Origin of the sequence: Bacillus sp. THAF10 (genome assembly GCF_009363695.1) — a bacterium.
In the GTDB taxonomy this organism is placed as follows: Bacteria; Bacillota; Bacilli; order Bacillales; family Bacillaceae_I; genus Sutcliffiella_A.
In genome coordinates, this window is record NZ_CP045403.1 from 3,172,501 (window position 1) to 3,197,147 (window position 24,647).

Genomic DNA, 24,647 nt, shown 5'->3' on the forward strand with positions numbered 1-24,647 from the left:
GCTATCTCCAGGTTCGATTGGCATTTCACCCCTACCCACACCTCATCCGCTCACTTTTCAACGTGAGTCGGTTCGGGCCTCCATTCAGTGTTACCTGAACTTCACCCTGGACATGGGTAGATCACCTGGTTTCGGGTCTACGACCACGTACTCATGCGCCCTATTCAGACTCGCTTTCGCTACGGCTCCGTCTCTTCGACTTAACCTTGCACGGGATCGTAACTCGCCGGTTCATTCTACAAAAGGCACGCTATCACCCATTAACGGGCTCTAACTACTTGTAGGCACACGGTTTCAGGATCTATTTCACTCCCCTTCCGGGGTGCTTTTCACCTTTCCCTCACGGTACTGGTTCACTATCGGTCACTAGGGAGTATTTAGCCTTGGGAGATGGTCCTCCCTGCTTCCGACGGGATTTCTCGTGTCCCGCCGTACTCAGGATCCACTCAGGAGGGAACGAAGTTTCAACTACAGGGTTTTTACCTTCTATGACGGACCTTTCCAGGTCGCTTCATCTACCCCGTTCCTTTGTAACTCCATGTAGAGTGTCCTACAACCCCAAGAGGCAAGCCTCTTGGTTTGGGCTAATTCCGTTTCGCTCGCCGCTACTCAGGAAATCGCATTTGCTTTCTCTTCCTCCGGGTACTAAGATGTTTCAGTTCCCCGGGTCTGCCTTCCATACCCTATGTATTCAGATAAGGATACTGCTCCATTACGAGCAGTGGGTTTCCCCATTCGGAAATCTCCGGATCAACGCTTACTTACAGCTCCCCGAAGCATATCGGTGTTAGTCCCGTCCTTCATCGGCTCCTAGTGCCAAGGCATCCACCGTGCGCCCTTAATAACTTAACCTCAGACCAAACGGTCTTGTGTCGATATCAGCGATGATATCTATTAGAAAATTACTAAGATGAACGATATTTTGTGAATATCTTGATATTAGTTACATTATCTAGTTTTCAAGGAACAATCGACAAATGATAAGCGTCGAATCTCTTCGTCAGCTGCAGTCATTCACATCCTCATGTGCTAGAGCACATTCCGGTGTTCATTCCTTTGCTTCCTCGACCTTCTCGCTTCTAATTTGCCTTATGGGTGCCTCATTAACATCATAGATGATGCTAGAAGCATGAGAGAATGCTCTCTCAAAACTAAACAAAACAACAAGCGTCTTTATCCTTAGAAAGGAGGTGATCCAGCCGCACCTTCCGATACGGCTACCTTGTTACGACTTCACCCCAATCATCTGTCCCACCTTAGGCGGCTGGCTCCAAAAGGTTACCCCACCGACTTCGGGTGTTACAAACTCTCGTGGTGTGACGGGCGGTGTGTACAAGGCCCGGGAACGTATTCACCGCGGCATGCTGATCCGCGATTACTAGCGATTCCGGCTTCATGCAGGCGAGTTGCAGCCTGCAATCCGAACTGAGAACGGTTTTATGGGATTGGCTCGACCTCGCGGTTTTGCTGCCCTTTGTACCGTCCATTGTAGCACGTGTGTAGCCCAGGTCATAAGGGGCATGATGATTTGACGTCATCCCCACCTTCCTCCGGTTTGTCACCGGCAGTCACCTTAGAGTGCCCAACTGAATGCTGGCAACTAAGATCAAGGGTTGCGCTCGTTGCGGGACTTAACCCAACATCTCACGACACGAGCTGACGACAACCATGCACCACCTGTCACTCTGTCCCCCGAAGGGGAAGGCTCTATCTCTAGAGTGGTCAGAGGATGTCAAGACCTGGTAAGGTTCTTCGCGTTGCTTCGAATTAAACCACATGCTCCACCGCTTGTGCGGGCCCCCGTCAATTCCTTTGAGTTTCAGTCTTGCGACCGTACTCCCCAGGCGGAGTGCTTAATGCGTTAGCTGCAGCACTAAAGGGCGGAAACCCTCTAACACTTAGCACTCATCGTTTACGGCGTGGACTACCAGGGTATCTAATCCTGTTTGCTCCCCACGCTTTCGCGCCTCAGCGTCAGTTACAGACCAGAGAGTCGCCTTCGCCACTGGTGTTCCTCCACATCTCTACGCATTTCACCGCTACACGTGGAATTCCACTCTCCTCTTCTGCACTCAAGTTCCCCAGTTTCCAATGACCCTCCACGGTTGAGCCGTGGGCTTTCACATCAGACTTAAGAAACCGCCTGCGCGCGCTTTACGCCCAATAATTCCGGACAACGCTTGCCACCTACGTATTACCGCGGCTGCTGGCACGTAGTTAGCCGTGGCTTTCTGGTTAGGTACCGTCAAGGTGCGAGCAGTTACTCTCGCACTTGTTCTTCCCTAACAACAGAGCTTTACGACCCGAAGGCCTTCATCGCTCACGCGGCGTTGCTCCATCAGACTTTCGTCCATTGTGGAAGATTCCCTACTGCTGCCTCCCGTAGGAGTCTGGGCCGTGTCTCAGTCCCAGTGTGGCCGATCACCCTCTCAGGTCGGCTACGCATCGTCGCCTTGGTGAGCCGTTACCTCACCAACTAGCTAATGCGCCGCGGGCCCATCTGTAAGTGATAGCCGAAACCATCTTTCAACAAGAAACCAGGAGGTTTCTTGTATTATCCGGTATTAGCTCCGGTTTCCCGAAGTTATCCCAGTCTTACAGGCAGGTTGCCCACGTGTTACTCACCCGTCCGCCGCTAACTTCTATAAAAGCAAGCTTTTAAGAAGTTCGCTCGACTTGCATGTATTAGGCACGCCGCCAGCGTTCGTCCTGAGCCAGGATCAAACTCTCCAATAAAGAGTTTGAGCTGTTGCTCAAAATTTGTTGCTAGCTTGTTACTTAAATTCGTTCATGTTAACCTCGTAAGGTCAACGTGGACGCTGTTGTTTTGTTTAGTTTTCAAAGAACATTTTCTTACAAAGTTCGCTTTAAAGCGACTTCCTTATAATATCAATTTTCTATAAGTAAGTCAAGCGAAAAATAATTGAAAAACCTAGTCGTTTCAGTAGTTAAAGCACTTGCGCCTCGCAGCGACGAAATTAAATATACCACCCCTACAACTATATTGCAATACTTTTTTTCATTTTTTTCGATTATCATGATTCATTCTTCCATTTCTCTATTTAAATAGTAATTTGTGCTTGTTGTTGATACATCCTTTATGTATGATAAAAGTAATGAAAAGCATATAGTCTATCCACGAGGGGAGCCAGTTTGGCTGAGAGTGAACCATAGTTCTGACCCTTTGAACCTGTTAGTTAGTACTATCGTAGGGATGTGGCAGTTTTATTTCTTATTATAAGCAATAAAGGGGCCTTCCTTTATTGCTTTTTTTGCGTTTAGATGAATAGAGGAGGAAAAAAGATGAAACGAACAAACACTTTGTTTTTAGCTGAGGTTGCCATTTTTGGTGCTCTTGCTTATTTACTAGATTTATTGGCAGGAGCTTTTAGTTTAGCAAATGGTGGATCGATCACCATTTCCATGGTGCCAATTTTTATTATTGCATTTAGGTGGGGACTGAAAGGCGGTTTACTTTCTGGTTTACTACTTGGACTCCTTCAAATAATAATAGGGAAAATTATTGGTGTGAATATTGTGCAGTTGTTATTAGATTACATAGTCGCGTTTGTTGGTCTGGGGCTGGCTGGTATTTTTGCAAAACAAGTAACAAACGCTGCCAAGGCAGAACAGTTTAAAAGATTAATTGTGTATGTAACATTAGCTTCCTTTATCGGGTGCTTAGTCCGTTTTTTGGCCCACTTTACAGCTGGAATAATCTTTTTCGGACATTTTGCGCCAGAAGGACAGCCTGTATGGCTCTTTTCTCTACTATATAACGGAAGCTATATGTTACCAAGCTTCATCCTCTCTACAATTGTTACTATCCTATTAATAAGAGCTGTTCCACGAATTTTCACAATGAATAAATCTTTCTCTTGAAAGCTAGCCCTCGTGGCTAGCTTTTTTGTTCTTTTAAGATAATCGCATGTTTTATAAATTCTCTCATATAATCTAGTAACAGATATGTTCAGGGGGATATGAAATGGATCTAGTAAAAATCACAGCATTTATAGTAGCATTATGCACCTCAATAGGGTTGTTCTTGTTTTCATATTTTGAAACAATTAGAATTTGCAATCAAACTGGTAAGGTATATGGAGAAGGTATGGTGTTTGGGTTTTCTCTTGCTCTATTTTTTGCATTAATGGCAAATGAACTTAGTAGCTAGTGCAATAAAGCCGACTTCAGGAAGTCGGCTTTATTGCTTTAGTAGGTACTTCCATATAAAAATTTGCTCCTATCTCCTATTCTCCCCCTACAGGTAAAGTAGGCTCAACTCTTCTTTTACGATTGCTACGTAGAAAGTAGCCAACACTAAGTATCACTAGTAGTCCACCGGCAAATTGACTGTATGTAACAATCTCCTCTAAAACGAAATAAGCTAGAACTGCTGCCCCAATTGGTTCAAATAATATAGCCATAGAAATTACATTCGTACTGATATACTTAATTGCCCAATTAAATAAAGAATGCCCTAAGAGTGTCGGGAAAATTGCTAGCATGATAAACCAAAACCAATCTGATGCAGCATAATTTGTGAACGAATCTCCTGAAATAAGAACATAGATAAACAATGTCAGACAACTAAAACTATACACAATAAACGTATAGGTAATGATGGAAACTCTCTTTCTGACATCCTGGCCAAATAGAAGATAGGCGGTTACAAGGGCACAGGCAATTAATGCAAGAAAATCACCAAACAATGCCATCCCGCTAATTTTAAAATCACCCCAACTTATAATAAAGCTTCCAGTAACTGCAAGAATACCAGATATGATAGCACGTGCACTCAGCCTTTCACGAAAAAAGATGTAGGTACCCAAAAAAGCAAAGAGTGGCTGGAGGGTGACCAATACTGTAGAGCTTGCAACACTGGTATAGTTCAAGGATTCAAACCATAAAATAAAGTGAAAAGCTAAAAATGTACCAGCTATTGCAGAAAAAAACCAATCTCTTTTGGTGATGTTTTTTAATTCACCAACATACTTCCATAAAAATATGGGTAAAAGAAAAATTACGGAGAAAAAAAGCCGATAGAATGCAATTACGCCTGCAGGAGCATCGGCTAGTTTTACAAAAATAGCCGATGCAGAAACAGTAATAACCCCGACTGCGAGTGCCATATATGGATTCAACCATTTATTCATTCTTAATCACCAATCCAAACTTAAATATAATAGATACTTTCTAATTGTACAGAATATTGTTATACTTCTCTAACAATTTATTTTCATTTTCTGCTGTAATAATGTCAGGAGGGGGCACATGGAGTTTTTTTTAGAACATCTTGAGACAAATGATTTCATTATTAAATTAACTTTTGCTACCATCGCTGGAGTGATAATTGGGTTAGAGCGAGAATTAAAGGGAAAACCGCTTGGATTAAAGACGTGTGTTATTGTGTCTGTCATGGCCTGCTTACTTACGATTGTTTCCTATGAGTCTGCTTTTCTTTACTCCAAAGAGTATTCTCGTCCGATGGATCCAGGACGTATTCCTTCATATGTAATAAGCGGCATTGGTTTTCTAGGTGCAGGGGTAATATTAAGAAGAAGCAATGAGGCTATTTCAGGTCTAACAACCGCAGCATTAGTGTTAGCATCTGCAGCACTTGGAATCACAATTGGCGCAGGATTTTTTATTGAAGGAGCTTTTGGCGTTATTTTTATTATTCTTGGTGTCAAAGTGATTCCTTCCCTTTTTGATCTAGTAGGTCCAAAAAAACTAAAAGAAAAAGAAATTAAAGTGAAGATTTTTATAGAGAAGAGCGTAAATCTTACTAATATAATGAAAGAGATCAGAGAGAAAAACCTCTCCATAAAAAGAGTGAAGATTAAAGAAGAAAAGGATGATATCGTTCTTAATTGTATCGTTACAACGAAAAAAGCGGTGTATACAACGGATGTTTACAGTGATATTAAGTCCTTAACAGGCGTTATCCAAGCAGAAGTGGAAAACTTGGATTAAAAAAAGTATTTGCAAACTTGGAATTTTTTGATAAAATAAATTCAGTCGCAACGGGGCATTAGCTCAGCTGGGAGAGCGCTACGCTGGCAGCGTAGAGGTCAGGGGTTCGAGCCCCCTATGCTCCATATTTAACACCACTGCATAAAGTGCAGTGGTGTTTTTTTCTTTCTATTAAATAGTGAAAATGCCCTAGGGGAACCCCAGGGCATTTTCTACCTTCTTTTATTTGATGATTTTTTCTAATTCTGCTGCAACCTCTTCACTTACAGCCTTCTCACCACCAAACATGGTAAGTCTATTTACGTTATTTTCCTTCAGGTATTGAGACAGTGCGGTAGATACGTTATTCCCTACTAATAAAATACCGCTGTTGTTCTTAGCTGCTAAAACTGATCCGGTTAGTGCATCGGCAAAGTTTCTGCCTGTTGCTACATACATGTTTTGACTAACCATATTGAATGCTTTTGCTACTGCAATGTTCGTCTCATATCTATCTTTCCCACTTACTCGGATGGATCCTGGAATCTTATCCATTACTTTTTCATTAACCACCGCTGTTCCACCTATCACCATACTGTTTGTGACCCCTAAAGCTTTTAGGGCTTTATTTGTACTGGAAGGTAATTCATCCGGTTTTGTTAACAGTATTGGTAGACCTTGCATCGCTGCATAGGAAGCAACGGAAAGGGCATCAGGGAAGTTACGGCCATTGGCAACAACCGCTTTAGTTGTTCCTTTTGGCGCAACATGATTTGCGATGAGTGATGCAGTTTCATAACGATCTGACCCAGAGATTCTGGACACTTTTAATCCTTCCTCTTTAAGAGCATCTACCACTCCATCATTAATTGCCTTTGTTCCTCCAAGCACCACAACTTTAGTAGCACCTAAACGCTGAATTTCATCTAACACTCCATCAGATAGCTTAGCGGTTTTCGTTAATAGAATCGGCGCTCCTAGTTTATATGCTAACGGTGCACCAGCTAGAGCATCAGCATAATTGTCTAATCGAGCCAATACGACAGTGTCCGCTGAAGTCCAACCATTTTTACTGATTTCGATTGCCGTTAGTGATCTAGTTGCCCCTGAAATTCGACTAATAGATTCTTTCGAAATAAACAATTTACCAGCTGTTTCTTGAACAACTCTGTTGCCTGCAACATCCATGAATTCCACTTCAATTACAGCACCTTGAAGATCCACATTAGCAGGAACCGTCCAAGTCCCTTTATAAACTCCAGGCTCTACTTCTTCCATCATATTGCCCGTAGTCTGCGTAGTGAACTGCGCTGGAAGCTTGATGGAATAAGTTGCCGTTCCACCTTCTGATTCACTTCTAAAGGAAATGTCCACTTTATCTCCAGTTTTCACATAAAGATCAGCAGACGGAGATAAATCCGTCATTTCTGGTGTACTTAAGTCCACTGTCACCTGTCGCTCAACCTTCGTGACTTTTCCAGCTAAATCCGTAGCTTCCACTGTGATTGTATGTGTACCTTCTTCAAGAATAATTCTAGTGGAGAACTCTCCAGCATCATTTACTTCTACTTTCTCTCCATTTACTAATACCTCGTCTAAGTTGGCATCAGTAGCAGAGCCATTTACATCTACAACTTCTTTGCCTGTTACCATGTTGTTTACCGGTGAGGTCACATTTAGCTGTGGCGCTTCCCTATCAACTATCACCATCACCTTCGTATCAGAAATAACTTCTCCAGCAAAATTATGAGCAACTAAATTTAGCTCATATTCGTTATCCTCTAGACCGCTCACCTCGATACTGAATGTTCCATCTTTTTCTGGTGATGCTGTAGCAAGAACCTCTTCACCATTTAAAAGAGTGACCGTACTTCTATATTCCGCTTTACCAGTAATTTTCACATTACCATCGGTTGAGATAATCTCTTCCTCATCTGCAATTGGAGCTTCTGGTAATTCCTGTACTCCATCTCTAGCCCATTCAATCGCTTGAAGATATAGTTGTTTACCTTGCTGTGTCCAGCCTTGAGTTGGGCTGATCATGTTGTTAACTGCATAAGTGGACAATAATAGATGCATATGGTTTTCACTTCTAAAGTCATAGGCAATGGTTGCACCCTTATCTTCTCCGTCCACTTTAAGTGAAGCTAGTGTAACACCCTCATAATTTTCAAAAGTGGCGTAAGGGCTCTTCTCACTATGAATTTTAATCGTTTCACCATCTAATCCGGAGAAGATGCCATGCTCTTGAAGTGCCTCTACATGGATAGCTCCTTCATTATATCCATGTTCTGCTACTGTAGGACTGCCAAACACTTTTTCTAATAGTTGGATGGATCCATCCACTCCCCAAGTGTCTGTAAAGACTAAGCTTGTTTCATTTTTATCACTTTCTTCAATCAATTTATTTATTTGTTCTTCCGTTGCATCTTTTTCATTGACAATGATGACAGAATAATTGTAAACATCGTCTACAATATCCCAATTACGACTTTGTGCTGCAAAACCATTTTCATTCAAGAAGTCAGTTAGCGATGTTTTCACATCTCCTAGTACAGCTACGTTGAAATCACTTAATTTAAAGTCTAATTCCACGCTTGCACCATCTTCAATACTAACTGCCTGGGTGATGGTCTGATAGCCATTTACTTTCACTTCGATTTCATATTCGCCTGCAATCAGCTCTTCAAATACATAAGAGCCTGTATCATCTGTTTCCACTGACTCTTCGTATAATCCCTCTTTCTCTTTCAGAGTAACCATGGCACCATTAATGCCTTTTCCATCAAGATCCGTAATATTACCGGAGAGGCTCATACGATCGGTTTTTTCCATTTCAAAGTTTAATTCTACAGCTTGGCCAAGTTCTTCCACATCTACTGTTACGGTTTGAGTAGAATAGCCGTGAGCGCGAGCCTTTACTTCATAGCTGCCAGTTCCAATACCTATACGGTACTGTCCTTCAGCGTTTGTCTGTGTGGTTAACCCTTCACTTTCAATAGATACAGTTGCTCCTGCAATCGGCTCTCCTTCTTGATCCTGAACAGTACCCACTATTTCACCAAGACTAGCAGACATTGCCCAATCTACTGCATTGACAAAAATTCGTTTGGCGTCTTCTGTCCACCTTGAGTTAGGGTGTCCATAAGAGCCTGCATGCAAGCTTCCTAGGAGTACATGAACAGAATTAGCAGTACTGAATTTGTAAGCAACACCGTCACCTAGCGTCCCTTTTTCGTCATGCGTAAGGTCAGCAAGCTTTGTACCACTGTATTCAGTGAAGTAAGACCATTGCTGGTTCGATTCGCCATTGTCAGCAATTCGAATGACATCTCCAACTTCATATCCTGCAAAAATTGGGTGATCCTCTACAACCGTGTAATTGATATGTCCTGGAGAGAATCCTTGAGTCACAGATGCTGGATCTCCATAGAAACTACTCAAATCACGAATTGTTCCTCCAGCAAATTGGCTGGTGAAGATAGTACTTACCCCATAACTATCAGCCAAGTCTAGGAAATCTTTAAACTTCGCTTCTGGCATTGCCGAAGAATTTCTATCATTTAATATAACTAGCACATATTCCTCTAACTCTTCCATTAATTGATCTACATCACCATTTAGCCAAGCAATCGCTTCATATCCTTGTTGCTCAAGGAATGGTACAAGCCTGCCATTATTAGTAGACGTTCCTACTACAGCAATTTTTTGAGAGATACCCAAGGTGAAGTTAAGAGTAACTTCTTCATCCTTCTCCACCTGAGCTGGAACCACCTGTGGCGTATATCCATTCGCTGTTACACGTGCTTGATACGTCACACCAGCAGGAGCTTGTAGCTCATAGTAGCCATTTTCATCTGTGGTAGTTTGTAAAGGTGTTCCTTCTAATCGTATTAGCGCACCTTTAATTCCAGCATTTGTATCTTCCGCCTTCACATGCCCTTTAATGAGGCCTGCATTTTCTGAAGTAATAACATATGTTTCTTCCTTACTTTCACCACGTACCACATTAACTTCAAAGCTCTTATCTTCATGTCCGAATGCCTCTACATTCAATGTGTAGGTGCCTGTGTCAAGCGCCAAGAAGAATGAACCATCTGGCTCTGTTTTGAAGGTATAACCAGTTTCCTCTACTGTAATGACGGAGGATACCCCTCGGTCAAAGTTGTTATTAATCTGACCATGAATCTCCCCAACAAGAGGTTCGGTGTTATCTAATGCCCAAACAAGCGCATTATTTAGAATACGTTCCCTGCTTTCATCAAAGTAAGTGGATTCTGTAAAACCGTAACCTATTGTCATGTTAGACAATAGAACTTCCACACTGTTCAGTGTTCGTCCGCCATAGGCAGCAAAGCTTCCTAACTCTCCCTGACCTGGGTGAGAAACGGTTGCAATAGTTTTCCCTGTGTAGCCATCAAATCCATAATAATAACGACCAGCAAACGAGAATTGACCATTTTCATCCCGTTTAACTCCTTCAAACAATGGATGATCCTCAATAATATCAACTGTTAGTACATTCTGTGAGGAAGACAGACTTCCAGCTCGTTCTATAGCTGGATCTCCTACATAATCGACAAGGAATCGAATACTTCCCCTAGGACCTCCATTACCAGTCCAGATAACGGACGTTTCTGTTTTGTCCAGTTCTTTAACGAAATCAAGAAATACCTGTTTTTCAGGGTTTAGGCTATTATTGTAGTCGGAATTAGCAAAAATCAGATCATAATCACTAATTCTATCTAGATCTGTGTAATAGAGATCTTCTACTATATAACCTCTAGGAGTTAAATAATCTTTTAAATTTACAACCGATGAGAGCTGTCCATCCACAATCACCCCGATTTTTGGTGATGGTTTCATTTTACGATTCAGCACTGTTGCTTCATCTGCTTTTACTTCTACCTCCATCTCCTGTTGTACATAGCCTTCTTTTTTCACCACTAAAGAGTATGTTCCAGGGACAAAATGCTCCATGGTAAAGTTTCCACTCACATTTGTTGTAGCTTCACGTGGATGGTCTTTCACCTCAATATGAACACCTTGAATTCCTTCAAGTGTATTCTCGTCGAAGAACTTCCCTTCAATGGAACCGATGCTTTCTTGAAGTGCCATTTTTACTGTGAACTGTCCAAGATCTTCATTGACTGTTACTGATTTTGCTGCAGTTTGATAGGCGAAAGAATTTATTTCTAAATCATAATCCCCATCCAAGGCGGCAATGCTAAAGTAGCCTGTTTCTGGGTCAGTCCATGAACTTAAACCTTCCCCTTCCACCTGTACATGTGCATAGAGTGGATTTCCTTCTTCGTCCGTAATGTATCCCTCAATCGTGTTGTATTCAATGTAAGCTGCCCAAAGGATCGCATTAACAAAAATTTGTTTTCCGCTTTCGGTATAGTGTCTATTATCATGAGTGAATGATATACCATGCCCACTCATTAACAGCTCCATACTCGTTCCAGTTCTTGGTTTGTATGCAATACCTGAACCATGCGCTTCTTCATGAGCTTCATGCTTGATATTGGCAATTGGATAGCCAGAATACCCTTCGAAATATGCAATATCGCTTCGGTTTGGTAAAAGAATATCAACAAAATCCCCAGGCTCTAAATCTCCAAAAATCGGATTTTTTTCTAATACCACGTAACCAGCTGAACTATTGCGATCTCTATGAGTGGTACGTGACTCTGGATCTTGGAATCTATTCACAAGATGATTCAAACCGGAGCCAGACCAGTATGTGTCACCAAAAATGACACTCACCTCATGTTTGTCTGCTTCAGCTAAGAATTCCTCTAACACTTCCAAGGTTACACTTGTGGTAGATTGGTCGTTAAAAAATACTACATCCAGGTTTTGTAATTCAGGTAAAATGCTACTGATATTAGAATAATCAGTCGCTTCTATACCATGGCCCTCTAAAAGCTCTCTCAAGGATCCAAATGACGAATCTCCGATCACACCAACGTCAGGAGAAGGATAAAGCTCAATATTTAACTGAATAGGTTCACTTGCAACTTCGATTGTCTGTTTATACGTTACATAATCTCTTAGAATAATTTCTAATCGATAGGTTGCTTCATCTAACCCAGCAATATCATATGCACCGTTAATAGAGCTCACTTCTTCTGCGACAAGATTGCCTTGTTCATCATACAAGTTGATTTCTACATATGGTATCGCTTGTCCAGTAATCTTATTGGTTACTTGTCCCGATACTGTACCACTATTAGAAACACCCATAACGATATTATTAACAACTGGCTCGCCATTTTTAAATTCAACTGTGGCTGTTTTCGTTTCATAGCCAGCTTTTCGGTAGGCAACTTCAAACAAGCCTTCGTCATGGAATAGTTTATATGCTCCGCCACTTGATGGAACATGCACTCCAGTGTCAACAACTTCTACCGTAACATCCAAAGGATTTCCATTCTCATCAACAACAGAACCACTCACTTCACCAAATTCAGCATCCATCACATATCGAACACCGTTCAGCATGATTTGCTGTTGCGTTGGCAACCATCCATTAAATGGAGATACCCAAGGAGATGCAGCTCCTGTAGATAATAGTAAATGGGCACTATCTTCTGTTACACCTTTATACGCAACACCTGCTCCAACAAAGCCAAGTCTTGTGCTTCCTACGCTTGCAAGATTGCGACCGGAGTATTGATTAAACCAAACAAAGTCTCCATTGTGGTGAAGATCATAGTTTGTATTAACATCTAGTCCTTCCAAGATAGGATGCGTTTCGTTTACACGTAGGCGAATAGTCGCTGGGTTATAGTCAGAGTCGTATTGAGCTGGGTCATTTCTAAACTCCCAAAGATGTCTTAAACTACCATAGCTTATGCCCCAAGTATCAGCAAATACGACGCTAACTCCATGTTCATCCGCTGCTGCTACAAGCTCTTCAAACGCTTCCTCACTAGGTTTTTCACCCATGGAAGTATAAGCACCATTCATGTATAAAACTTGATAGCTACCAATTTCATCCACAATGTCCCATCCACGTTGTTCAGCAGGAATGCCATTGTTATTCAAGAATCTTGTAATTTCTCCATTGTAATCATCCAATACAGCTACATCAACAGGAGTCATTTCATAACTAACAGCGGTATTTTCTCCTGCTTTGACTTTTACTTCTATTACTTCATCTACATAGCCTGCAAAAGAAAATTGCACAGCATATGATCCTTCATATACCTCTGAGAAATTAAATTTCCCATCATTTCCAGAGCTACCCTCATGTGGTGTATCCAAAATAGTAATGGAAACATTCTCTAAAGCATGCTTTGTTCTTTTATCCTTCACTTCAACAGAGACGGAACCTAATGCAGCAGCCTCTAGCTCAAAATTCTTTATCGTGTTATAACCTGAAACAAACGTTATTTCTTCTACTTTTTGCTTTAATCCGTAATAAGCAACCTTCACATTGTACGTTCCTGGGGAAGCGTGAAGTGTGTAAGCTCCGTTTTCGTCCGCTTCAACAGACACTCCAGTTTCCATGATCGTTAGCTTTGCTTGAACAGGTTGTCCATCGGTATTTGTAATTGTACCAGTTAATTTCCCAGGTGCTTCAAAACTGGTGACACCAGAATGATCTCCAACCACAACTTGTCCATCAGTAATAGCTACGCCTGTTGTACTGACGTTTTTCAAGCTATAGGTATGAAGCTTCTCACCAGTATAAACGTCATACACTTGAAGGTTTGAAGCAAGGTCTGCGACAAATAGATAACCGTTACCAGACACAGCTCCACTGTTCACCATCGTGCTTCCATTTTGTGCTAGCCACACAAGCTCTCCATTGGTTTTATTAAATGCTTTTATAACTGGTTTTGCAGAAGAACCAATGATGATTAAGTCGTCATAAACGATAGGAGAACCAGCCTGTGTATCACCAATATCCGCTGCACTCCATAACAAATTGCCTGTTGCAGCGTCAAAAGCGTTTAATGTACCAGTACCTTTATTGAAGTTCGTGCTAACTGCATACACTACTCCATCTACATATACTGGACTTGAAGCGAACCCTTGATCTTCTAGGGTGATTTTCCACTTCTCACTTCCGTCTGCTAAAGAAAGTGCTGATAAAGATTTAGAATCATATGTCCCTACATATAGGAAACCCTCACCCATTGCAGCTCCAAAGAACGATCCGTCACCTATAGCGCTCTCCCAAAGCTTTGCACCAGTTTCAGCATCAAGTGCTACAGCCTTTGCATTCTCTTCCATATAAGAGGATATATATATAACCCCATCATGATAGATTGGTGTTTCATAAATGGCTGGAAACTCCACACTTGCCGTCCATTTAGTCATGCCCGACTCTAAATGGATTGCATAAATTTTACTGTCCGCGCCTCCAGCAACGTAAACTATTCCATCTACAACTGTAGGCGTGGAACGATTCGTACCTCCTGTTCTAATGGACCATACTTCTTCACCAGTACGTTGGTCTACTGCTACCACATAACCACGGTCAGTAGTGAAGATTACTTTTCCTTCCGCAATAACTGGAGAATTAAATAATAGTTGACCACTAGACTCATAGAACCAAGTTTCTTCTAGATTTTCTGCATCTACTTCTGCATTTGTAACTGCATTTCTAGAATAGTTATTCTTAGAGGTTGCCCAATCTTCCAAAGCTGTTACAGAAGTAGCTTCAACCACAAAATTTACCGTTGTATTTTTATCTACATTGATTGTCTGAGAGGTTTGTTTTATACCCTTCCCATTCACAACTATCGTGTATTTATCTTGAGGTACGCTTTCAATGAAAAACTTCCCTTCAGCATCGGTTCTAACGGTTTGCAGTGGAGTATCCACTACACGTACATACGCATAAGGGACAGGGGACCCTTCTGTATTTTTAACCGTCCCTTCGATATTAAATCTTGCTGCAGTTTCTAGTGCCCATGCCTTTTCTACAACACTGCCTTTTGTCACGTCCATCGTTTCCGTAATGGAATGAAAACCAAATGAACTAACAATAACTTCGTGCTTGCCCTCACGAACCTTAAAGCTAAATTGACCATCTTCTTTTACTTCCACACGAAGCTCTTCTTTTGGTAAGAAAATTTCACCAGAAATAGGATTTCCAGCTGTATCTTTTAATGTACCTTTTACTTCTCCAGCAAAAGCCGCTTCCGTGACAGCCTGATATACGTTAACAATACCGTGTCCATAATTGTCATTAGGTAAAGCTCCCATATGACTTTCCGTACGAGCTGTTCTTTCTAGCAAATCTGCGACTTCATCAATGGTTAAGTCAGGTTGACTTTGTAAAATTAAGGCAATCGCTCCAGTAACATGTGGAGCTGCCATTGATGTTCCACTAATTGTGTTATAGCCACCATCTGGCCAAGCGGAATAAATTTGATGACCAGGAGCTGTTACTTCTGGCTTCACATATCTCACTAGTTCTCCATTTTCATCTGGCCATGAAACCGGTCCTCTACTTGAAAAAGAAGCGATTTGATCATTTACATCAGATGCTCCAATAGCAAACGATTCTGGAAAGCTACCTGGCGATCCTACTGTTTGTGCGCCAGGTCCTTCATTGCCAGCTGAAAAGAGTGGAAATATTCCAGCAGCTACCCATGCACGTACACCTTCTAAAAACTCCGTACGGTATGTATCCGCACTACCCCAAGAATTATTAACCACGTGTGGAGCTTTCGTTGCATCTCCACCAGGAGCTAAAAACCATTCAAATGCTTGGTGAATTGCTGATGCAGTTGTCCCACCAGAATCATTGAAGATTTTTGCTGCAATCCATTCCGCGCCAGGAGCTACCCCTATTGGTTCTCCTGCACCGCCACCTACTGCAGATCCGGCTACGTGTGTTCCATGACCATGTCCATCATTAGGTGTCGTGTATCCATGTCCAGATAAGTCGATCCAAGAGTATTGATGATTGCCATCACGACCACGATAGTTGTGGCTAAGTGCATCATGATTCCCAGAAACCCCTGTATCCATGATACCTACAACAATTCCTTCTCCTTGGAGCTTGTATTCTCCCCATACCTTTGGAGCAAAAATTTTCTCTAATCCCCATTCAGGTAGGCGTGGCGGAGTATCTTCCACTTGTATTTCCGGAACATTTATTTCTCTATCTAATGTAATTCTTTTTACATCTTCTCTTTGAGCAATTACCTCTAATGCTTCTTTATTGATGGTAGCTGACAATCCATTAATGACCCAAAGTGTCTGAATATCGCTTACCATTTTATTACTTTCGAACTCTTGTAATTGTTGCATTAATTTATTCTGTGAGGCTAAAGAAATGCTTTTTAATTTGTCCACCACAGCTTTTACTCTATCTGCTCTGTTATCTATAGATGAAACCTCCGCAGACAACTCCGCCATATCTACAGCATCCGTTAGGCGGATAATGACATTAACCTTGCCCTCTGAATCTAGTTCTTTTATAATATCTTTTTCTACCTTACCTTCTATTACAAAATCATCCTCATCATATTCTGGTTCAGAGGATAAGTTTATTCCATCTAACAAACTAGGGATTCCATTTTCCGAAACTTCACTATTGTATCCTTCTAAATTATGTTGAACATTTTGTTCTCTTTCTTTTTCTAATTGCTTTTCTTGCTCTACTGTTAAATTGGTCACATCCTCAGACATCTGAGCATCGGCCAACCCTGGCATGAACAAACTTATAAGCATTAAAAAGATCATAAAAAGAGAGAAATACTTCTTTTTCCTCATAATGTAAGATGAACTCAAGCCTTTCGCACCCCCGTGTTTTTTTTCAACTGAGACTTTACTCCTGCATCCTCCCTTCTTTCTCTCATCTAAACTAAACTAGTTAAGCTTTTTCAAGCTCTGGATGGGTAAAAGAAGGGTGATGGATGACTTATTCGGATGTGAAAATCTCAGCTTCATTAACGTTTCATGGTGAATGCTTGAAGGTTAACTTTCTAAGCTCAACTTGCTATATATTTATTTCGACAAGGAAAATAAATTTCCTACTAAAATATATAGAAAATTTCAATTTTTCTATATATATTGAAAAATCTGAATAAAAAAGGAGGAATGCTGTAGTACTGCGGAGCATTCCTCCTTTTTTCAACAATATACTACTTTAGTAGAGCTTTTAAATTACGTTCAACATCTTGTGAAACAGCTGATTTTCCACCAAAAATAGTTACTCTGTTAAAAGTGGAATTCTGCATATAATTTTTTGTCACTTCTGGTAGTAAATCTTGTTTTACTAGAAGAATTCCACTGCCGTTTTTAGAAGCTAACACAGCACCTGTTAAAGCGTCAGCAAAGGATTTCCCTGTAGCGATGTAAATATGATTATTCTCCACACCAAACTCCTTTGCTACCTCCACATTTGTCTCATATCTATCCTTTCCTCTTACTCTCATAGGCTTAGGAAGCTTTTTCATTACTTCATCACTTATGGCTTGTGATCCACCAACCACAATACTTTCTTTTACCCCTAAATGACTAATTGCCTTCACTGTGCCATTTGGGAGCTTATTCGTATCGGCAAGTAGTACTGGAATCCCTTCTATTGCAGCATGAGAAGCAATGGATATAGCATCTGGAAAGTTTTTCCCATATACGATAATTGCCTTATTTGAGCCATTTGGTGCAACTTTGTTGGCAATCATGGCAGCGGTTTCTGAGGAAGTAGCACCTGATATTCTCTCTACCTCTAGTCCTTCATCTTCCAATGAAGAAATGACCTCATCACTAACTGCTTGTGTTCCACCAAGCACAACCACTTTGCTCGCACCTAAACGTTCTATTTCATTCATTACAGCGTTTGGAAGACGTTCTGTTTTAGTTAATAGGATTGGCGCGTTATATTTATGTGCTAAAGGTACACCTGCTAACGCATCCGTAAACTTGTCTCCCCTCGCTAAAACGACTATTTCTGCTGATTGGAAACCTTCTTTGCTTATGCTAATAGCAGTTTCATAGCGGTCTGGACCATACAATCTTGAGACTTTTTCTAAAATCAAGTGGATTTTACCATCTACTAATAGTTCTGTTTTATTTCTTGCTTCATCGAAATGTTCAATGTGGAAGGTGACGTTTTCAAAAGAAGCGTCCTTAGGAATAGTCCAGTCTACCTCATACACAAAAGGTTGTACTTCATTCATTTGAAGCTCATCAATTGTTTGACCATTTTCATCTTTTATTTTTACCGTTGCAGTACCATCTCTTGTATCACTTTGTATGGATACCTTCACAGTTTCCCCTGGAAATTTCTGAAGATCTTTACCTGGGTTTGCCTCATTAATGACTGGAGCCTTCGTATCAAGGATCACTTCAATTTTTGTACTTTCCTCATTTCCTGCTAAATCATTTGCTGTTATCAAAATGTCATTACTTCCCTCAACTAGGGTTACTTCATGGGTAAACTCACCATTTTCACCAATAGATACTTCTTCATCATTTAATGTTACGTTATGAAGATGATTGTCCGTAACCGCCCCAGTCACTATTATTTTCTGTTCTCTCGTTACCAAGCCTTTAGTTGGGGATTCAAGAGAAATAATTGGATTAGAAACATCTTTAACAATTTTTAAAGTCTCTGAAGGAGATGACTCCATGTTATCAACTGTCAGTGTTGCATAAATGTTATTGTCTCCTTCATCAAGAATAACCTCCGTTGCAAACTGCAGATTGTCCGTTTGGACAGAGCCCACAAAAACACCATTATTGTAGATATTAACTAAACCATTTTCGGTAACGTGACCAGAAAGGGAGTAATTCTCTTGATTGGTATATTTAATGGATGTAGCATCATCCAGATCTGGTACATGGACGACATGGTACATATGAGACCTAATCATAAAATTCCCATTAGAAGAACTAAGCTTAGTGAATGTCCCATTTTTATCCATCTGGTAGGATCGGTCTGCAAAAGGAGAACTTTCATCAATTCCTACACCAGGAACATCTGGAAAGTTACCAGTTTGAATAACCACTGCAAAGTAGTCCTTATCCGTTTCAAAATCGTATTCACTTAAGTCAACGAAATTCCATTCTCCTCTTTTTCCTTGCACTTGTTTAGGTGCGAAGGCTCTCTTACCTGGATTTCCTTCATCATTGCTCTCATGAATGGTAACAGAAAACTCGTTCCCACCCGGCATCGGCCAATTTTGTTCCCACAGATAAACACTTATGCCTGCTAATTTTGAAAGCTTTTCAGGTGTCATTTTTGTCACAAAACCAAAACCACTTTCATAATAAGCTTTCGCATTTTCAGCAGTTCCATCATCATATCCCATTGCTTTTCCTGGGAATGAATTTAATTCTACTGTCATGGCAGTTGTTTCAGCTCCTACCACTTCCATGGCAATTGTTTCTTTGTGATAATTAGGGAGAGAGAAGGTGACAGTATAGGAGCCTTCCAAGACATTTTCGATATTAGAAGAACCGTTTTCATCTGTTACTTCTATCGGCAATCTTCCATCCTCTACTACCTTCACTTCCACACCCTCGATAGGTTCTTGTGATTTTTTATCAATGACAGTGAAGGAAATTTCTCCTTTTGGAATTTCAGCTAACATAAAGTTTTTTGTCAGCACTTCTTCATCCTTCAACTCAAATTCTTCTTGCTGAGCAAAATACCCGTATGTTTCTACGCGTAGGGTATATTTTTCACCTTCTGGAGTTGCACGGTGAAGAATATGATAAGAGCCATCCTCTAGGCTCGTCTTAACCGTTCTGCCTGTTTCTACCACCGTGACATATGCCTCCACTGGCAGACCGGAATTGTTTGTTTTTACCGTTGGTTTATTCTCTTCAGTCGTTTTATGATGGAATTTAGGTTTTTCTATGGAAGCTTTGACACCAGAAACCTCCAACCTGTCTGGCTGTGCAACATTGTTAATAGAAAGCTCGTCTAAATACAGACCAGCATGTTCAATTTTCTCATCGGAAGTAAATTGAATTGCTACAAAAACCTGATTCTCCGATCCTGCATACGAATCTAAATTTATTGCAAGGTCTTGCCATGTTCTTTCTCTTCCTGTAAACATTTCTACTTCTTGCCATTCTCCACTTTGAATATCGTTTGTTACGACGACTTTAGCCATATCATAGGAATACTCTATATCAAACCAATGCTTGAAGGAAAACGTGATATTTTCCACATTTCTTGCATCAATTGGTGGAAATTGTAGAAGACTGCTGGAATTTCCAGAGTAATTATCTTGAAGTTTAGTAGCGACAAGATTCACACCGCTTCTTGGTGTTGTTCCAACAGTTGGAACTCCCCATTCCCAATCACCTGATAACAGCATTCCATCTACCTTCTCATCAAAATTACTTTCAAACACGTCATTTGGATTAATACCAAAGCTTATTTCTACATTAAAAATATCTGTTGTTGCTTCATTACCGCTAAAATCTTCCACTTTTATCATGTACTCGAAACCAGGGTCCTTAACATACTCCATAGGAACTTCCACTTGATAAGTGCCATTTGTAAAATCACCTGAAGTGCGTGTATGTTCGATCACTACCCAGTCAGCATCTTTATGTTCACGGACGTATAGATTTACACCTACAACTGAAACATTATCGATTACATGCGTATCAAGTACGACATTTAACCCCGTATAGCCAAACTCAAATGGCTCATGCGTGATAACTGGGGCTTCATTATCCTCCCCTTGTTTTAATACCTGTCCAGAAATACCACCCATTCCTGTTGCAATAGAAGCAACGGCTTCGTATGCATTTACTAATCCATGTCCATATCCATAGTTAGGGACGGTTGGATATTGATTGTCAGTAAGTGGATTGGAGGTGTCTCTTATAATTTCTTCTAATTTATCTACCGTCAAGGAGGCATCAACTGAACGCAGTAATGCCGCAACTCCAGAGATATGCGGTGCTGCCATGGAGGTTCCATTCCATCCACCTTGATATCCCGTTGGCACAGAAGAACGAATGTTTACACCTGGCGCGGAAATATCAGGCTTTAAGTCTTTAGAATACGGTCCAGGTCCTACACTTGAGAAGCTTCCTTTTTTGTTATTAATATCGGTGGCTGCAACAGCATAGCTTTCCGGATAATTTGCTGGAGCACTTACTTTGTTTGGATAAGCATTACCTGCCGAAAAGACCGGAAGAATTCCTGCATCCCTCCACGCCTGTACCATTGGTCGGTACCACTCATCCAATCCTGCTCCCCCTCCCCAAGAATTGTTGATAATATCTGGAGCAAGGGTTGGATCTCCGTTTGGTGCAAGCATGAACTGACCTGCAGCTAGTAACCAGGAATCTTGGCCACCTTGTTCAGTAAATGCCCTTGCAGCAATCCATTTGGCACCAGGAGCGACTCCTATTTTATTTTTCCCAGCTGGGTCTTGACCGAGGATAGTCCCCATTACATGGCTACCGTGTGGAGTCGAAGCTAAATCATATGGCATACTCTGATTAGATACAGCATCAAACCAGTTCCCTACTGGATTTGGGTTGTTGGGATCCATATGGTTAAACCCACGCCATTTTTCTTTCAAGGCTTCATGCTGCCAGTGTGCTCCCGTATCAATCATTCCAACAACAACGCCGCTTCCATTAATCCCAAATTCACTCCAGACACTTGGAGCATCAATATGGTTAATGTTCCATTCGATGCTGCTGTCACCCTCTTGCAGCACACTTTCACTATGGTTTTGCACATATTGGTTTTCAGATGGAGTGGCTGATATTTCCGGCCAATCGACCTCAATTTTTTCATCTAGTCGAACATTGGCTACTTCTGGGTGTTTTTTAATTTCTTCTAGCACTGCTTTTGATGCTTTAACATACATCACATTCATTATGTAAAAGCTTTTCACTTCTTCTACATGCTTGCTTGATTTTAAGGATTGAAGTAAGGAATTTTGTGTAATTTCTGCTGTGGATTTTAATGCATCAACTACTGCATAACGTGATTGGAGGTTTTGCTGGAAGGGAGAAACATGTTGTTGAAATTTCATCTGTTCCCTTGCTTGAAGTGCTACTACAGACGTATCAACCTGATTTTTCATTTCGACAATTAACTCTACAAACTCTTCCTGTTTAAATGCCTCATAAACTTCTTCCTGAACGGTTACTTCATCTTGATTCCCCTTAGACTTGAGAAGAACTTCCGCTCCCTCTACCTCTCTTGCACCTACAGTACTCGCCAATGCACTAAAAATTAGTAGCAAAGACAACATAGATGCAAACAACGATTTTGTCATGCTCCTTTTTCTCTTCACCTAACACACTCCTCTTTTTTACATTCCATTGTTTATTTTGACATTTTTCTTAATATTCCTTCAATTTAAAAAATTTAAATTATTTTTGAGTAAATATTCCTACAAGTGGTGAAATTATCTAAATGTTGAAATTCAGCTTATTAGCTAAAGCCTATTTTCGTAAAGTTTACAATCAACAGCTAGAACCAACTCATGATCAACATTCATCTTTAACACAGCCTAACTAAAAGGAAACCTCCACAATCCTTTTTAAAGAAGTGGAGGCATCCATATCAAATCGTTTTAGCATGTTTTCTTATGGCATGATAGCTATAATTCATGAGGTACCAACAAGACAATATTACATTTTTGTTTTCAATTTTTCTGTAAGTGTTCCACGTTTTCTTGGCAGAGTGAAACTTGTTGCTTGATAAGGAATTCTCGCATTTCCTATAGACTGCAAGCTCCTCATTTAGACCATGGGCAGTAATTCCTTCTTTCAGAATAGATAGCCATAGCCCGTAATCCTCTGAGCAATCGCGAAATAGTTTCATTTGAAAATTGCCTAGCTTCTGTTTATTTAAGACCACTGTTAGCGTTCCAATAGCAGTATTCAGCAATAATGTTTTATACGTCACAGTTGGAAGTGCTCTGAACACCACCTCTGTTTTCTCCCCACTTTCCTTCATGATTCTATAGGCAGTAAAGGAAAAAACACTGTCATGTTCCTTCATAAAAGCAAGTTGTTTCGTAAGCTTTTCAGGATGCCAAAGATCATCACTATCCAAAAATGCAATATACTTGCCCTTGGCCAGATTAAAAGCAGTGTTTCGTGCATGACCTGGTCCGCCATTAGTTTTCAACTCTTTTAGTTTTATTCTGGAATCCTGTTTCATTTCTTCTTTAATGATTTCACATGTATTATCTTGCGAACAATCATCAACAATAAGCATTTCCCAGTTACTATATGTTTGTGCTTGAACGGAGCGAATGGTATCTAACACATACTTGGAGGCATTATAGGTCGGAGTGATAACAGAAACCAAATCTGTAGCGTTTGTTCTCATTTTTATTCTCCCTCTCCATTTTTTAATTGTGCTTTGCGATTCGAATACCACTAAGTTTATGTTTGTTGACTTTTTCCTTCCCTACGACTACACCTTTAGCTTGTTCTCTTAGTAACACTACCCTCATGGTTTGTAGTAGTAGTTTGATGTCTAATAGAATAGATGCATTGCGGACATAAAAGAGGTCATACCTTAACTTTTCTTCTGCTTCCGAGCTGTAATTAGAAGACACCTGCGCAAGCCCTGTGATTCCTGGCTTTACATCCAAACGTTGCATATACTCTGGGACTTCTTTTTTGAATTGATTAATAAAATACATTCTTTCAGGCCGTGGCCCTACAAGACTCATTTCTCCTTTTAAAACATTAATTAATTGTGGGAGTTCATCTATTCTTAACGATCGTAACCTTGCTCCAAAAGGTGTGATTCTGGGATCATTCTCTGCAGCAAGGACAGGTCCGGTTATTTGCTCTGCATTCGAGACCATGCTTCGGAATTTCATAATTTGAAACGGTCTACCATTTAGTCCGATTCGTTCTTGTTTGAAAAACGCCGGCCCTTTAGACGTTAATGGAATAAGAATATAGAGACTGAAGAATATTGGGCTTGTAAGACCAAGCAAAAAGAGAGAAAACACGATATCTACTACTCTTTTACAATACTGGTAACCTTTTTGTGATGAAGCTGGTGAGGAAATGGAAACAGTGAGCATATCGTTTACCTGCTGCATCTGTCCTTCTATGATTACCAGTTCATAGAGCTTGGGAACTAGGAGCACCTCTTTGCCAAACTTCATGCACATATTTGTTATTAAGCCCTGTGTACTTCTATCTACTTCAGGGCTTACTATGACAACATCAACCACCCTAAGGTTTTTATTGATGATGCCTTTATTCTGCGTTGTACACACTTCGACTACGTTGAACCAGCCTTTTGGATGAGCATGAAATTTTTCCGCTATTCTACTTCCATCTTCATTAGATTTACAAACTATTAAAACCGCTTTTTGACCTAATTTGTATTTTTGAATCAACCAAATCGCTGTCCTAGAAAGGGATATCAAAGTAAACAAGAAACAAGCCCCTGTTACGATTACATAAATCTCCAATCCTCCCGGTAGAATAAAAGAAATTACCCAAACTAGAAATGCAAAAAATATGGTTGCCAAAAATATCGACATAATCAAATTTTTTAAACTTTTTCTTTTCCAATCCTCATACAAGTTAAATAAATAAAAGATCATAATCCCGAGCGAGAGAAACACAATAACTTGTGTTAAGGTCATTTCCTCATGAAAATACAACAAAAATGAAAGTTGAAATCCCACACACATCAGGATTAAGTCCATAATCACACTAGATAATTTCCTTAGTTTTATATTGAAATGGTCTCGCAT

The 24,647-nt window shown here is 40.6% G+C and carries 8 protein-coding genes, 1 tRNA gene, 2 rRNA genes and 1 riboswitch (1 of these 12 running past the window's edge); of the genes, 4 read left to right on the plus strand and 7 right to left on the minus strand.

Translation table 11 applies throughout. From position 1 onward, the window contains the following. Positions 1 to 852, minus strand: a 23S ribosomal RNA gene (locus FIU87_RS16490); it reaches 2,082 nt to the left of the window's first position. Between the two features lie 331 nt (positions 853 to 1,183). Continuing rightward, positions 1,184 to 2,736: ribosomal RNA gene (locus FIU87_RS16495) — 16S ribosomal RNA — on the minus strand. Together the 16S and 23S rRNA genes form the textbook arrangement of a ribosomal RNA operon. Positions 2,737 to 3,131: 395 nt before the next feature. Continuing rightward, positions 3,132 to 3,232: riboswitch (TPP riboswitch) on the plus strand. 71 nt (positions 3,233 to 3,303) lie between these two features. On the opposite strand from FIU87_RS16495, the gene thiT reads away from it, so the two are divergent. Beyond that, complete coding sequence (thiT, locus tag FIU87_RS16500; protein WP_152445572.1) at positions 3,304 to 3,882, plus strand: energy-coupled thiamine transporter ThiT; 579 nt, start codon at positions 3,304 to 3,306, stop codon at positions 3,880 to 3,882. 103 nt (positions 3,883 to 3,985) lie between these two features. Beyond that, positions 3,986 to 4,171, plus strand: coding sequence for a hypothetical protein (locus tag FIU87_RS16505; protein WP_152445573.1), 186 nt, complete (start codon positions 3,986 to 3,988; stop codon positions 4,169 to 4,171). Between the two features lie 76 nt (positions 4,172 to 4,247). Here FIU87_RS16505 and FIU87_RS16510 read toward each other — a convergent pair whose 3' ends face one another. Beyond that, positions 4,248 to 5,153: a DMT family transporter gene (locus FIU87_RS16510; protein WP_152445574.1), complete on the minus strand. Its 906-nt coding sequence runs from the start codon at positions 5,151 to 5,153 to the stop codon at positions 4,248 to 4,250. A gap of 118 nt (positions 5,154 to 5,271) precedes the next feature. Here FIU87_RS16510 and FIU87_RS16515 point away from each other — a divergent pair, with 118 nt between their 5' ends. Both FIU87_RS16515 and FIU87_RS16520 read left to right on the plus strand, forming a co-directional pair. Beyond that, positions 5,272 to 5,973 (plus strand): MgtC/SapB family protein, encoded by a 702-nt coding sequence (locus FIU87_RS16515; protein ID WP_152445575.1) that lies wholly within the window; start codon positions 5,272 to 5,274, stop codon positions 5,971 to 5,973. Positions 5,974 to 6,025: 52 nt separating this feature from the next. Continuing rightward, positions 6,026 to 6,098 (plus strand) — tRNA-Ala (locus FIU87_RS16520). Positions 6,099 to 6,195: 97 nt separating this feature from the next. Here FIU87_RS16520 and FIU87_RS16525 read toward each other — a convergent pair. From FIU87_RS16525 to FIU87_RS16540, 4 genes are all read right to left on the minus strand, one after another. Continuing rightward, positions 6,196 to 16,665, minus strand: coding sequence for a carboxypeptidase regulatory-like domain-containing protein (locus tag FIU87_RS16525; protein ID WP_216647492.1), 10,470 nt, complete (start codon positions 16,663 to 16,665; stop codon positions 6,196 to 6,198). A 401-nt stretch (positions 16,666 to 17,066) separates the two neighbouring features. Then, positions 17,067 to 22,205, minus strand: coding sequence for a cell wall-binding repeat-containing protein (locus tag FIU87_RS16530; RefSeq protein WP_152445577.1), 5,139 nt, complete (start codon positions 22,203 to 22,205; stop codon positions 17,067 to 17,069). Positions 22,206 to 22,477: 272 nt separating this feature from the next. Continuing rightward, the gene (locus FIU87_RS16535) at positions 22,478 to 23,251 is read right to left on the minus strand and encodes a glycosyltransferase family 2 protein (protein ID WP_152445578.1); all 774 of its coding nucleotides are present in this window, start codon (positions 23,249 to 23,251) and stop codon (positions 22,478 to 22,480) included. Positions 23,252 to 23,273: 22 nt separating this feature from the next. Then, positions 23,274 to 24,647 (minus strand): sugar transferase, encoded by a 1,374-nt coding sequence (locus FIU87_RS16540; RefSeq protein ID WP_152445579.1) that lies wholly within the window; start codon positions 24,645 to 24,647, stop codon positions 23,274 to 23,276.

What these genes read in the sequence shown, in the direction of transcription:
- thiT (WP_152445572.1), top strand. Translation starts at nt 3,304, where the DNA reads ATGAAACGAACAAACACTTTGTTTTTAGCTGAGGTTGCCATTTTTGGT.
- FIU87_RS16505 (WP_152445573.1), top strand. Translation starts at nt 3,986, where the DNA reads ATGGATCTAGTAAAAATCACAGCATTTATAGTAGCATTATGCACCTCA.
- FIU87_RS16510 (WP_152445574.1), bottom strand. Translation starts at nt 5,153, where the DNA reads ATGAATAAATGGTTGAATCCATATATGGCACTCGCAGTCGGGGTTATT.
- FIU87_RS16515 (WP_152445575.1), top strand. Translation starts at nt 5,272, where the DNA reads ATGGAGTTTTTTTTAGAACATCTTGAGACAAATGATTTCATTATTAAA.
- FIU87_RS16525 (WP_216647492.1), bottom strand. Translation starts at nt 16,665, where the DNA reads ATGATCTTTTTAATGCTTATAAGTTTGTTCATGCCAGGGTTGGCCGAT.
- FIU87_RS16535 (WP_152445578.1), bottom strand. Translation starts at nt 23,251, where the DNA reads ATGAGAACAAACGCTACAGATTTGGTTTCTGTTATCACTCCGACCTAT.
- FIU87_RS16540 (WP_152445579.1), bottom strand. Translation starts at nt 24,647, where the DNA reads ATGCGAGACCATTTCAATATAAAACTAAGGAAATTATCTAGTGTGATT.